Origin of the sequence: uncultured Odoribacter sp. (assembly GCF_937966165.1) — a bacterium.
In the GTDB taxonomy this organism is placed as follows: Bacteria; Bacteroidota; Bacteroidia; order Bacteroidales; family Marinifilaceae; genus Culturomica.
In genome coordinates, this window is sequence record NZ_CALCLB010000017.1 from 1 (window position 1) to 13540 (window position 13540).

11 protein-coding genes and 1 tRNA gene are annotated in these 13540 nt (G+C 36.1%); 6 read left to right on the forward strand and 6 right to left on the reverse strand.

Annotation, left to right across the window (positions count from 1 at the left end):
* Positions 1-246 precede the first annotated feature (246 nt).
* Both Q0465_RS08030 and rlmH read right to left on the reverse strand, forming a co-directional pair.
* A complete protein-coding gene (locus Q0465_RS08030; RefSeq protein ID WP_298614868.1) occupies positions 247-3831 on the reverse strand; it encodes a HAMP domain-containing sensor histidine kinase in 3585 nt (1194 codons plus the stop codon).
* Positions 3832-3860: 29 nt separating this feature from the next.
* Positions 3861-4334, reverse strand: coding sequence for a 23S rRNA (pseudouridine(1915)-N(3))-methyltransferase RlmH (rlmH, locus tag Q0465_RS08035; protein WP_298614871.1), 474 nt, complete (start codon positions 4332-4334; stop codon positions 3861-3863).
* Positions 4335-4503: 169 nt separating this feature from the next.
* Between rlmH and Q0465_RS08040 the strand changes: the two genes are divergently transcribed.
* Together Q0465_RS08040 and Q0465_RS08045 are read left to right on the forward strand one after the other, a co-directional pair.
* Positions 4504-4577: transfer RNA gene (locus Q0465_RS08040), tRNA-Ile, on the forward strand.
* A gap of 629 nt (positions 4578-5206) precedes the next feature.
* On the forward strand, positions 5207-5719 hold the full coding sequence (locus Q0465_RS08045; protein WP_298615438.1) for a transposase: 513 nt from the start codon (positions 5207-5209) through the stop codon (positions 5717-5719).
* Positions 5720-6337: 618 nt separating this feature from the next.
* Here the strand turns inward: Q0465_RS08045 and Q0465_RS08050 are convergent.
* From Q0465_RS08050 to Q0465_RS08060, 3 genes are read right to left on the reverse strand one after another with little or no spacing between them, the layout of a single operon-like run.
* Entirely contained in the window at positions 6338-7228 is an 891-nt protein-coding gene (locus tag Q0465_RS08050; RefSeq protein WP_298614873.1) for a hypothetical protein, read from the reverse strand.
* 1 nt (position 7229) lies between these two features.
* Complete coding sequence (locus Q0465_RS08055) at positions 7230-8330, reverse strand: DUF3696 domain-containing protein (RefSeq protein ID WP_298614876.1); 1101 nt, start codon at positions 8328-8330, stop codon at positions 7230-7232.
* Positions 8320-9402 carry a DUF262 domain-containing protein gene (locus Q0465_RS08060; RefSeq protein WP_298614878.1) on the reverse strand — a complete coding sequence of 361 codons (1083 nt, stop codon included), beginning with the start codon at positions 9400-9402 and terminating at the stop codon, positions 8320-8322. Before Q0465_RS08060 ends, Q0465_RS08055 begins: the two co-directional genes overlap by 11 nt.
* Positions 9403-9668: 266 nt before the next feature.
* Here Q0465_RS08060 and Q0465_RS08065 point away from each other — a divergent pair, with 266 nt between their 5' ends.
* From Q0465_RS08065 to Q0465_RS08080, 4 genes are all read left to right on the forward strand, one after another.
* Positions 9669-10013, forward strand: a complete 345-nt coding sequence (locus tag Q0465_RS08065; protein ID WP_298614880.1) for a hypothetical protein — start codon at positions 9669-9671, stop codon at positions 10011-10013.
* A 12-nt stretch (positions 10014-10025) separates the two neighbouring features.
* Entirely contained in the window at positions 10026-10265 is a 240-nt protein-coding gene (locus Q0465_RS08070; protein WP_298614882.1) for a hypothetical protein, read from the forward strand.
* 255 nt (positions 10266-10520) lie between these two features.
* Positions 10521-10847 carry a helix-turn-helix domain-containing protein gene (locus Q0465_RS08075; RefSeq protein ID WP_298614884.1) on the forward strand — a complete coding sequence of 109 codons (327 nt, stop codon included), beginning with the start codon at positions 10521-10523 and terminating at the stop codon, positions 10845-10847.
* Positions 10831-11958 (forward strand): type II toxin-antitoxin system HipA family toxin, encoded by a 1128-nt coding sequence (locus Q0465_RS08080; protein WP_298614887.1) that lies wholly within the window; start codon positions 10831-10833, stop codon positions 11956-11958. Before Q0465_RS08075 ends, Q0465_RS08080 begins: the two co-directional genes overlap by 17 nt.
* 941 nt (positions 11959-12899) lie before the next feature.
* Here the strand turns inward: Q0465_RS08080 and Q0465_RS08085 are convergent.
* Complete coding sequence (locus tag Q0465_RS08085; RefSeq protein ID WP_298614889.1) at positions 12900-13154, reverse strand: helix-turn-helix transcriptional regulator; 255 nt, start codon at positions 13152-13154, stop codon at positions 12900-12902.
* Between the last annotated feature and the right edge of the window lie 386 nt (positions 13155-13540).

The window sequence follows — 13540 nt, forward strand, 5'->3', positions numbered from 1 at the left end:
CAGTAACTAACGTTCTTTCAGGTCCGGCAGGTGCATGTACCCTCCGGTATAGCCACCATACCACGACTAAGGCTGTCAAAACAATTACACCTATGATAATAAATTGAAATAACATAATCGTTTTTCTAGGATTTAAAAGGTAAACTTATAAAGAATCTACTACTAAACACATCATTTTATAAAATAAAAAATATGGGTAAAGTTTTCCTACAAAGTGCGCACCCACCTGAAAAGAAAATAATCATTCTATTTATATGTCTCTAAAGTGATTATAAATTCTGTTCCGATTTCCAGACTCTTAAACTCAATAGTACCTTCCATACTTTCCATAATCCGACGGGAAATGGCTAATCCAAGTCCCATTCCACTGGTTTTAGTTGTAAAATTCGGTTCGAAAATTTTATTTCTCAGTTCATCGGGAATGCCACAACCGTTATCTTTAATACGGATGACAACATTTTTTTCCTTACGGGAAACATCGACTTCAATTTTTCCGGCTCTTCCTTCCGGAATACTCTGTACAGCATTCTTCAACACATTGATAATCACTCTGTAGACCTGTCCTTTATCGGCACAAACCTGAATATGAGGCTCAATGGCATAACTCAGATCATCCACATTTTTCGCAAACAACAGAACAGCACGATTAGTCATCTCACTAATGTCAAACACTTCCCTTTGGGATACGGGCATTTTCGCGAAATCTGAAAAAGCAGAGGCAATTGAAGCCATATGGTCGATTTGTTCTATTAATATTGTCGAAATATCTTTGAACCTTCGTTTGAATTCCTGGGGATCCTCTACTTGTAAAGAACGTTGCATAAATTGAATATTCAATTTCATAGGAGTAAGAGGATTCTTGATCTCATGAGCGATCTGACGGGCCATTTCACGCCATGCACTCTCCCGTTCAGACCTGGCCAGCTGATTTATATTGTCTTCCAGTTTTTCAACCATATTATTATACTCCCTTACCAGTCTTCCGACCTCGTCCTGCCGTTCGTAATCAATTTTTTCATTTTTCCCCCCGATGCGCATCTCTTTCAGCTTATCATTTACTAACTGCAACGGTTTGGTTACCCTTTCGGCAACAATTCCCGAGAGGATAAATGCCAATACCATAACGACAATGGCAATATTAATAGCAATAATCACCATAATCACAATATCCATATTCAACTCATCGTTTTGAGTAAAATAAGGAACATGAATCACATACGATTTCCCATTCTCCAACACTAACGGCATATAAACAGACATATAATCCAACTCTCCGATATGTCCTTTGCCGACGTAACTCATAGCCCCTTGGCCCACAATACTTTTCAAGGCCTTAGCGTCTATCAGGTAACCATTAAAACCAGTACTGAAAATTTCCGGACGGGAGGTCGCTACTAACATCCCCTGCTGAGAATAAATGTTAATATCAATCTTCAATACTTCCGATAACTCCACCAATACATCCATAATCTCAGGACATTCCAGATACTCCACACATTCCAGGCGCTCCAGTTCTTTATTGATAAACTTCAAAAATTCCATGGCTTTGGAATTATGCCGCTTTTCAAAACTTTTTGTATTCAAAGAAATAGACAAAGTTGTCAGAATTACGAATAAGCCGAATATCAAAGAAATAATACTGTTTTTGATTTTGGCCTTTAGGGTTCCCCTCCTGTAATTCAAAGGATAATTCCGTCGGAAAAACAGCCCATAAGAGGAAAGGAGGATACAAATAAAAAAAGCATACAATACATTGACATAATACAAAGAAAATATACTATCAGAAAGACTCATTACCAACACACAATCTTTATCCACAGGTATAATCATATGAGAATAATCGTCCTTTTCGACAATCTCTATATTTCCACTGTATTCCCCGAAAAAATCCAAGGATTTGTAATAATTAAATTCTCCCGAAGAATATATCAGTTGCCTGCTCTTATATTTAGCATAAGAATAAGGATAGGCAATATTTTCACCTTCTATTGATTTACGGGATAAAATTTGAGGATACCCCGCTCCTTCGCTATCTTTGGTGGAATCAAAACGCAAATATAAAACGACATCCCCAAACACAAACCGGCCGATATAAGATACAAAGCCATCAAATACCGTGATAGCATAAAAATCCGAATGCTCTATCTGAATACAATGATTTGAAATCAATTCATTGAAATATTCCCGGCAACTGTATAAAATTTTATCCGGTTCTAACCACAAACTATCGTACTCCCGGCACAAGGTAATTTCGGATATATAATTGTAACCCTTTAAGTCTAACAGATCGTCTGTCAAACACATCTTTAAAAATTCCTCGTTATAATTTGCAACAAAATCTGCAATAATCTCCGAATCATTAATTTGAGCACTGATTTCAATTAATTTGTTTTCAAAATTATAATCCCGTTCCTCTATCAATTCCGTTGCATATCCCGCTCTTTGGGTCAACTCCCGATACTGTTCATATTTTTTTGCCACCAATACCAGGTAAATAGACAGTAAAGCCATAATAAGCAGATACACGCTCCGCTGTACATCCCTTTTCACCCAATACCGGTTTAAAATAAGCAAAACATATAAAAACAATAAAAACAAGCATCCCCACCCATTTATGTCAGCATCTGCCCCGAAACAACATAAAGCTAAAAAGCCCAGAATACCTACGCTTATGCACAGAACAATCTTCATGGGAAGCAAGGCCTTGATCATACTGACAGACCCGTCTACAATAATGATCAAACCCAACCCTCCCATGATAAGCGATACAAAAGCCAATACAGAAGCGCTCCCTACATTTACAACCCGGGCAATATTCATATGCACATCTGTCGTCTCGATCAAAGAACCAATGGAATAATTTAAAAAGAGAATATAGAAAAAAGCAAAAACTAAAAAGCCGCAAAAGATCTTATACCGGAAACGTTTCAACTGTACACTCTGATAGTTGACTTTTAAATTGGCAAAAGTGATATACAAAACCTGAACAATCGAAAAAGCCGACATTACCAAATCCCCAATCGAGTAAACCAATCCACCCTGAATGATGCTTTTATCAAATATAGGAAGCCGGTAGAGAGAAGCCGGCACTTCATTCATAAGCATAACATACCGTAATCCCCATAAAAAGAGAATAAACCCAAGGATGTATATAATTTGTATCCGGAAAGAAGCGGCCGAAGCTAATAACTGATCGTAGATATAAAAAAGGCTCAAAAAAAACAATAAATAACATACGATAAAGATATAATTCACGGAACGGTCTTTAAAATCTTCATTATGTTCAATATAAAAAAGCTTCTCCCCTTCTTTATTGACAATGACAGGTTCTTCATCAGCGGCAAAACGCTTGACACTAATATTATCAGCATTTTCCCTTCCCACCCCCAAAAATTTTCCGAACTGGTTTTTTACATATTTATTTTTATAAGGATAACTGTCCATAATATGCAAAAGCGCAAAATACTCCGAATTCCCGTATGTCTTTTTCCGTACCTCGTAAAAAGCATTGTTGATTTTTAAAAAATTTTCATTCGTATTTAACACCTCATACAAACCATCCATCCCTACAATTTCATTTGTCCAGAAAAAAATCTTTTTATCTTTAAATCCGACAAATATTAAATCTTCATCCCAGTCATATTCATTAATGTCTACAGTATCTTTAAATTGTAAAAACATTTCATCCGCTTCCGTTTCCTTTTGATGTAAGCGCTTTTCAAAATGTCCGGCCCAACTGTCCATGTGCTGACGATCAAAGATATATTCCCACGAGACAACCCCTAGTAAAAGAATGATCCCGGCAGTAAAAACGAATAATGCTCTTTTCATGTATTTCTTACTTACAAATTTTACCCTTCTTAAAGATGATGATAGGGCTCTCCTTTCCAGATTGTCATGGCCCGGTACAATTGTTCTATAAATATCATTCTGACCATTTGATGGGAAAATGTCATTTTAGACAAAGAAATTTTATCGTTTCCACGTTCATAAATTTTTTCTGCAAATCCATAAGGCCCCCCTATTATAAAAACCATCCGTTTTATTCCAGCTTGCATTTTCTGTGCCACGTAAGCAGAAAATTCCACCGAACTGAACTGTTTTCCTCTTTCGTCCAGCAAGACGACAAAATCACCGGCCTGCAATTGTTCCCTTATCAATTCCCCTTCTTTCTCTTTTTGTATCCCCTCACTCATATGTTTACTGTTTTTTATATCCGGCAACACCTTCATTTCATAATTCACATATTTGCCCATCCGTTTCTCATATTCTTCGATTCCCGCCCGAATATAAGCCCCATCAGTCTTTCCGATCACCAATAAACAAATCTTCATATTCCTTCTGCTAATCCACGTTCCACCTGTATTTCTATAGAAATTCACTCATTTTCTATTCATTGCGAACGAAAGTAACATTTTTTTCTTACATCCTTTGCAAAAAACCGGATTTTATCCCTATATTTGCACCCGTTAAAGAGTGAAATCCTTAACACACGTGAGTGTAGGTCCCATAGCTCAGCTGGTTAGAGCACCTGACTCATAATCAGGGGGTCCTTGGTTCAAGCCCAAGTGGGACCACAGAAAATCAAGCAGTTACAAGCAAATGTAACTGCTTTTTTAATTTTGTACACTTCATGTACACTTCGTTATTTTTTCCCCTTTAATTGTAGATAGTGTTGATAGTGTTTCTAAAAGTGTTTAAATCCCCATCTTAATCATTTTTGTAAGTGGACTTCAAAAACGATAATTTATGAAATTTATACATGAGCAAATTTTGGAAATAATCTCCGAAATCACAAATGAGGAATCTGGTCATCAGGACTTGGTCAAACAAGGTTTGGAAAGTCTGATGCTTTCAGGACGTAGTCTTCACAATGAAGCATAATCTGATGTAAGTAATGGTCTTCGTGATCGTCGGGTATGTCACGGTGGCAAAGTTTTGGAACTTTTTGTCCCCCGCAGTCGCAACAGCAACTTCTAGGCGTGCTGAAAGATCAGAAGAGAAAGCTCAAAAACCGGTCAGCCTCTGTTACAGTGGTCAGACTACAGAACAGGTGGGTAAGATCTATGAGCAGTTTTACGGTAAACATTACAGTAAAAGCCAGGTCAGGCGCCTTCTCGACAATGCGCGTGAAGATGTAACCACATGACTTAGTCGTAATCTGGAACATCGTTATCCTATCCTTTATATTGATGCCATCTATGTTCTGACCCGCCGTGACGAGTCGGTTAGTAATGAAGCTTATTATACCGTATTGGGAGTCAGGGAAGACCGAACCAGGGAAGTGCGAACTGTGGCACACTTCCCGACAGAAAGCACCACGAACTGGAAAGATGTTTTTCAGGACTTGAAAGAAAAAGAGGTAACCGTTGTAGACCTGCTGGTATGCGATGGATCACCGGGTATCGAAAATACCCTGGCAGATACTTTTCCCCAAGCGGATCTGCAATTATGTACTGTTCACCTGAAAAGGAATATCGTGAATAAGGTCAAACCCTGGGACAAAAAACAGGTCATGGTAAAACTCAAACAGATATTTGCACCTGATCAATGGAAGATTACCCCAGAAAAGGCATTTGAGACATTTAAACAGTTTATACAAAGATGGCAGAAGAGTTATCCGCCGCTTAAAAGGTATCAGCACAAAAGGTATAGGTTTTACTTCACGTATTATAAATATGAAAAAGAAATCAAGGGCATGATTTATACAACAAACTGAATTGAAAGACTGACCAAGGATTATAAGAGGGTAATTAAGATGAAAGGAACTATGCCGAATCTACAGGCGATCATTTTACTCATGGGCACAGTTGCTCAAAATGCAGATATCTACAAATATCCTATATATAATTTTTTAGAATCAAGATTATTTTACTAAAAACAAATAATTTTGCAAAGATGAGAAAAGATAAGAAATACACACTTTTTGGTATACTATCTTAAAGTATTCCAAAATATGTGTATATTTTTCTGCCAATCTTCGGATTATGAATCTAACGCCTGAAGTATCACCAAGTAGCGTTTTACTATCTTTTTATTTATTATTTAGGTTTTTACCAAAGAAATCTCTTTTCTCTCCAAACAGTTCTTATTTACAAAACAAATTATGACTGTCGATTTATTCCGCACCAGAAAAAGCAGGGGACTAGACATTACTAATTTGAGAATGAAACAGATTTTATTATTTTAAATTAGTTTTTGAATAAACATCAAATAAATATACCGTATTTTCTTTAATGCATATCAAAGCATACTTCTATCATACTTTTACATTTAAAGCATACCCAATAAATATGACAAATTAATCAATACAAAGGTCGCAACGCTTTTAATCGTATCATACATTTATATCATGTGAACCATCCTTATAATGTTTATTCTGATCCTCCGCCTCAAAATTATATTCGGTAATATGTTTTCCCTGTCTATCTAAAAATTCAAAACATCCGTGCATAACATCTATTGACAGGTAGCAAGTCGGATTACCGCCTTTGAAAATTTTTCTTTTTATACCCTTAGTTGAATTTAATTCACTTAAACGTTTCTCATAAATCCATCCGTTCCATATTGCAATATAAGTCCCAACTTCTAAAAACATTGCCATTTTTGTTTTTTTATCACACGCTTGCAATCTATCCTTATATTGCAAACTTTTCAGATAATTTTGGCATAGCTCCTTTCTCCTAAAAGGGGTTTCGCGAGAATTCCATTTGCAATCTTCATATTCTCTCTGAATAATTTCTATCAGGTATTCTTTATGCTCTTCAAAATGTTGGAAACATCCTAAATTTCTTAAATTTTTTACTTCAATATCACTATCAGACAAACATTGAAGTTCTAAAGTACATTTTTTCCATTTTTCAGCAGTCAGGAAGCTAATAACCGGTACTTTCCAATAACAAGCCTTTGCTAAAAATTCAGAAGCCTGCCCTTCGTGCGAAAATGGTATCAAATTATCAACAGGATTATCAGAAGTAATCTTTTTGAATTGATGGCTTCTAATACTCTTTAAACGTGAAGATAAATTCCTGTCCTCTGTATTTTTCAAAATCTCAAAGGTAATTCCCCGGGCAATAGGACGATACATATAATCTTCAGGAACAAATATTCTCCCAAAAGTAAATTGTCCGGCTAACTCACACGTATCGATAAAAGTCTTTGCCAAACCTCTCCCATCAGTTATATTTTGTTCGGGTTGAAATGAAAGATCATTGATATAGCAATTCATTCTATTCGATTAACCGATCTAACATATTATCCCATTCATCAAAAAAGTCTGGCGGCCATTTTTCTAAACCTCCGTCTTCCTCTATGGCAAAAGAGATTTTTCCTCCTCCCTGCATTGGGGGAATATTGGTAAAAAAATGAATCTGAGTTTTATGATAATCCAGTTCTTTTTGTTTAACGGCAACCCGGATTCCATTCAAAAGATGATCGCTGTGGGTTTCAATGATAATCTGCAATCCGCTTTGTGCAGCCAATGCCAAAAAGCGCCCCATCCGGGACTGACCTTTCGGATGAAGATGAGCTTCCGGGTTTTCTACAATAAGTAAAGACCCTTTTTTAGCCGTCAATGCAGCCAAAATAACGGGTAAAGCAAAGGAAAATCCAAAACCGATATTAACCGGATTAAACCGCTTGGTTTGTTCCTCCCTGAAAGAATATTCTAATTTAATTTTCGTTTCGTCACTATCATCAAAATACACTTTTGTCCCCGGATAGAGAATCTCACTAATCCAAGCAGATAACTGGTCGTAGACAGTCTTACCGATATTCGGCAAAATCAAACGGTCCAATTCCACTGTTTCGTTTTTAGTAACTGATTCCAGTAAGCGGTTAGCGACAAATTCTCCGCTACAGCCAATAGGACTATGGGACACGGCAACCGATAAACGGTTATAAACCGCACGAGGACCGATTCGCTCTGCCCTTAAATATTGAAAGGAAGTATCAAACAAATTTGAATGATATATATTGCCCGCTTCACTTTTAAAAGTTAGCGGTAAAGTGTTTATGCTTCCGGTAGCTTCAACAGCCCATTCACCCTGTCCGGCCGGATGGTCAGTCAAACCTATCTTCACTTTGAAAGAATCAGCTACAGAGCAAAGCATATCGTCCGGGCTGATTAAGTTGACTAATTTATCTTCAATGACAAGCTTGTTGTTATTTTGTAAATCCCCCCTGTCATAACTTTGCCTTAAGGCTAACAAGGATTCTATAACGCTGGATTTTCCCATGCCATTTATTCCTGTTAATAAGGTCAATGGAAAAAATTCAATCAATTCATCTTTGAATCTTTTAAACTGAAACAAATATACATTAGTAAGCATAACGATAAATTACATTGTTTATTAAATCATGGATTGCACGGAACCGAAATTCGATAGCATTAAAACTTGTTGATTGTAATGCTTCTTGTAATTCTCCCTCTTTTAATAATGCCATAAAATGACGAATCGCATATTCCCTCCGATTCATTAATATCTCTAATTCATCGCCTGACCTTAATCCAAAATGGACTGACCATATTTCAAACAAATCAATAGACCGCAATTTTTTAAAATCCGAAAACTCGGCATCTGACAAAAAAGATAAATCGCTCCAAAAGTCCCGATAAGCATCCATCGCCTTTTTGAAACTGGAATAAATATGCTTTAATTCGTTATCCGTAAAATCATACAAACGGTCAAGTGTATATTCCAAAAAATCATTATAAGGAGGACGATAACTACTGAGAAAACAAAAGAAAGCTACAAATCGTAAAACATATTCCCTATCTTCATCACGGTTTCTGGCTCTGAGAGCAATTTGCCCAGTAGCATCCAAAAAGTGTGTATCACGTGCTAATTTATCGATAAATTGCATAGGAGCTCCCCGGTAATAGAAACGTCTCCTTTTCCAGACAGAAAGTTTATCTACGTCAGGATTAATTCTTAAAAAAATATCTTGTTTGATCCGTTCCGGAGTTCCGGGGTTTATAATATATGCTTCTATAATTGCAGTTTGTATGGCTCTCTGATAATTAAAAGGCAGATCAGAAAAAAAAGCCCTTTCAAAATTTTTCAGATATTCTAATCCCACTAATCCAAATTCCTGCTCTTCAATATATTCGTAGAGAGCCTTTAATCTTTGAGTACCATCTATTACCCGCCAAGGGGTTCTGCTGCCATCCAAATAGAAAATGGGTAACGGAATCCGCATAATCAAAGATTCTATCAACCGGCTTTTCTGCTCTTTATTCCATTCTTCTGAACGCCTACGCCTCTTCTCTGGTTGCAAATAAATATCCTCCTCCTTTATCATCTCTACAATATGGTGTACAGCAAAACTTTGCTGCCTTATATCCACATCATTAGGGTTATAAGGTAACTGTCCATCCTTACTGTCATGATAATATCCCATCTTCCTGATTTTATGCTTTCAAAATTAAGTGATTATTTCAAATTATGGAGAATTTCCCATAAAAAGGTTGTATTTTTATATACGTATCCATAAAACAAAAGTAAATGATACTTTCGAGGCTTGCAAGCAGACTGAATAATAGGATTCAATATTCCCCGCCTATCCAAACTCCATTCCCTCCAAAATTGTTGAATTCCTTTCTTCTGAGTATATTTGTCATAAACATAATAAAAGAGTGTTGTGCTGATTATACCTTAATTTCAACTATGACGAACCAATATCATTCCACACTAGATGCCCCTGAATACAATGCAGGAGATGACTTCCATCAACTATGGGCCGTTCGAAAAACCCTTGAATTGATTAATACCAACCCATCTGCATTGAAAGCGATTACTTTAGAAGGTATCCATCCGGACGATTCTCCCTGTACGCCTACGCAAGCCATTGATTTACTTTATAAATTAAAAAAGGACAAAACAATCTGGAAACGATTACATTTGGAAAAAAATGTTTCATGGAGTAGTTTAGCCCAGACTTTCTACGATAATTATATGATGTCCGTTAAATTATGTATTCATGCCTCTATGGACGAAAACGCACTTGAATAGGAAAAAATATGGGTGAAAGAGTTTGAAGATTTCCTCTCTTTGGAAGAAAAAAATATGGGTGAAACATTAGAAAATTTCATGCAAAAACAATCTCCTGTCCTGAATTTTATAGCAGAATATAGAACCACAAAAAATAACGCCACGAAAAAGGAAAAGACAACAGAAGCTATATTGGAACAATTGGAAAAACTCACAAATGAACAACAAAAAGTAATTCATGAATTAAAAAGTAACCTCAAAACAAGTAGTTAGTATGTTAAATCCTTCATAAGATATGATAAATAATATATTAGGTTGGCAGCAAAAGTTAAATTGATGAATAGGAAAACTTACTATTTATCAGCAAAACTCTGACCATAATTCGCCGGATTTCTCTATTTTTAAATAAGATAAACCACGTCTCAACAGAATTCAAATAAATTTGTTTCTATATTCCCTTTTCCTTATCTTTGTAAAAGATACTATAATATCAATTATTCTCACTTTTTCAATATAAAAGATACTATAATGAATCTTATATATGACTTCAATCTAGATTCTGTTGAAGATCTGATGCAGGTTCTCTCCCGGAATCTGAAAAAAAGGAGATTAGAAAAAAATATATCCCGTGTGATGCTTTCCCAACTAAGTGGAGTACCTGCACCTACTATCGCTAAGTTTGAAAAGAACCATAAAATCTCACTGGAATCATACGTTGCACTCTGCAAAGCCCTGGGATATTCGGACGAAATCAAGAATCTACTCTCAGAACCTAAATACAACACCATTCAGGAACTGGACAGAATTAACCGCAACCAAAACAGAAAGAGAGGACGGAATGAAATTAACAGATAAACTGGCCGTATTTTATCACGATAGGAAAGTAGGTGAATTAACGATGACACCCGATCATACCCGGTGCGCCTTCCAGTATGAAAAAGAATGGTTGGCAACAGGTTTTTCCATATCTCCTCTTGAACTTCCTCTAAAACCGGATTTATTTATTGCAAAGCCGGAACCTTTTTACGGAAATTTTGGAATTTTCGAAGACAGTCTGCCTGATGGCTATGGAAGGTATTTACTCCACCGATTATTAAAAAAAAGAAATATCGATGACAGCACCCTGACTCCGGTTCAAAGGCTTAGTATCATCGGTAGTTCCGGGATGGGAGCATTATGTTACGTTCCTGAGACTTATATCGGAGAGAATAAAACCCTACCGGAACTCGATTCCTTGCAGAAACTGGCACTGGAAGTTTTGGGAGAGAAAGTGAACGAAGGGGAAGAGATTCTTTATTTTAACAGTGGTAATTCCGGTGGCTGCCGTCCAAAATGCCTGCTCAGAGATGAACAAGGGGCATGGTTGGTAAAATTCCGTCATATCTACGATCCGCAGGATATGGGACAAATGGAATATGAATATAATCTTGCCGCCCGAAAGTGCGGAATACAAGTACCGGATTTCAAACTTCTGGAAGGTAAATATTTTGCCAGTAAACGATTTGATCTCGCAGGAGAAGAAAGGTTACACATCGCCACAGCAGGAGCCCTTCTGAATGAATCCATTCAACAACCGAAATTAGATTATAAAATCCTGCTGCATCTTACCGGTTTCCTTACCCAAAGTCCTTCAGAGGTCGAGGAAATGTTCCGACGTATGGTTTTCAACGTATTTACGGATAATAAAGATGACCATGCCAAAAATTTCAGCTTTATCTGCAGAGAAGGCAAATGGTCACTCGCTCCGGCCTATGACCTGACGTTGTGTAAAACCGGATATCACGGGGAACACGCCACTTCTGTCAACAACAACGGGAAACCATCCTTAAGTGATATGCTTATTGTCGGGGAAAGCATCAGAATCTCTAAAGAGAAAGCAATGGATATCATACACACCGTGTATGAAAATTGCCAAAACATACTTTCCGAAGAATGGAAAAACAACACAGAAGCACATATTCAATGAAATCAACAAAATCCCAAAAAACCGGAAATTGAAATAATAAACAGGAGACTGTAAAATAAAAGGTATTAGATAGCAGAAAATAACAATGATCTTCAAACACCCTTTATTTACAATCTCGACAACGGACGATGTTATACCTATAATCAGAATTACAGAACTACCTAACCAACCCAAAGACAGAAAGTTCCATTTCATTATAATTCAGTTAATAACTTAGCGTTTTTTCGACGTTCTTCTGTTTCAAAAGAATCCAGATAAGACTGAGTTGTATTCAGATGGGTATGTCCCAAGCTCTCAGAAATATAAGCCATATTAACTCCTTTTCTTTTTATAAATCGTAGCGAAAAAATGTCTTACAGTATAAGTTGTAATATTATAAATACCAACTGTAGCTCCTATAATTTTCATTTTTTGATTAAACTGTTTGAGAAACCATTTCTTTCATTTATAATGCAGTTTTTCCTCATCAGTATGTTCAATTGTATTAAAAATATAATTATCCGGCACAACTAGATTACCCCAACGTCGAATAATCATCCACATTTCCGGTGTAATGAAGACTCTAATATGTACACTTTGCTATACACGTCGTGTACACTTACTTGCGTACAAATTTACAAATAAAGGCAGGATCACTTCAAAAAGGTGGATACACATTTCCTCATAATGCTTTGATATTCTGCTTTCTTTACAAGAATAGTCAAAAGCAGAAAATAAAAGAATATGCTAAAACCTCTTCTCATAATCAGGGGGACCTTGGTTCAAGCCCAAGTAGAATAATAATCTATTGAATGTCAATCAACGGGAAAATCTATTGATTGGCATTTTTTATTTTCATCATTTTTTAAATTTTATATGAGGAATATGTAAAAGTACGTTTTAATTCACTCGTCATTAAATCAGATTGCTGATTCTGCAAAAGTCTGTCCGTGAATTTTATCTTACCTATTATCTTTTAAATAAGGGGATGGCAAAAAATCAGAGATAGAACAATTCATCGTTTCAGCCAGTTTATTGAGATGATGTATATTATACTTTGTTCTATATTTTGAAGATTCAACATGATTTACAAAAGTAGAACTTACTTCCAATGCAAGCGACAGGTCTTCCTGCGTCATGCCAAGTTTTTGCCTCCGTCTTCTGACAGCTTCAATAATATATTTATCCATAGGGAAAATTTTGCCACTATATTTCATTAAAAAAAAGTTTAAATTATAACAAAAGTAAATCTCTTTATTGAAATCAATGGTATAGGTCCCTGATTATTTTTATCATATTTGTACTGAATTATTTCAACATCGGTCGTTGAAAAGTTTATAAAATAGAAAAGAATAACCTTCATTCTTATAAAATGTCTGTCAATGTTTATGGAAATAAGCGGGTAAAAAACAGTTTCTGTGCAGAAGCCAGCAAATAGTTTTATTTTCGGGATAAAGCCCGTGCAGAGCATATTTATCATGAAAAGGTTCTCTTCTACAATAATAGTAAAACAAAAATATTTATAGTATAAAGGATAACATTAGGTTACGAGGGAAAGGTCGTATAACTGTTTAATAATACGATGACAGATGAATGCCCCCTT

Coding starts and splice junctions, on each gene's coding strand:
- Q0465_RS08030 (WP_298614868.1), bottom strand. CDS start 3,831: ATGAAAAGAGCATTATTCGTTTTTACTGCCGGGATCATTCTTTTACTA.
- rlmH (WP_298614871.1), bottom strand. CDS start 4,334: ATGAAGATTTGTTTATTGGTGATCGGAAAGACTGATGGGGCTTATATT.
- Q0465_RS08050 (WP_298614873.1), bottom strand. CDS start 7,228: ATGAATTGCTATATCAATGATCTTTCATTTCAACCCGAACAAAATATA.
- Q0465_RS08055 (WP_298614876.1), bottom strand. CDS start 8,330: ATGCTTACTAATGTATATTTGTTTCAGTTTAAAAGATTCAAAGATGAA.
- Q0465_RS08060 (WP_298614878.1), bottom strand. CDS start 9,402: ATGGGATATTATCATGACAGTAAGGATGGACAGTTACCTTATAACCCT.
- Q0465_RS08065 (WP_298614880.1), top strand. CDS start 9,669: ATGACGAACCAATATCATTCCACACTAGATGCCCCTGAATACAATGCA.
- Q0465_RS08075 (WP_298614884.1), top strand. CDS start 10,521: ATGAATCTTATATATGACTTCAATCTAGATTCTGTTGAAGATCTGATG.
- Q0465_RS08080 (WP_298614887.1), top strand. CDS start 10,831: ATGAAATTAACAGATAAACTGGCCGTATTTTATCACGATAGGAAAGTA.
- Q0465_RS08085 (WP_298614889.1), bottom strand. CDS start 13,154: ATGAAATATAGTGGCAAAATTTTCCCTATGGATAAATATATTATTGAA.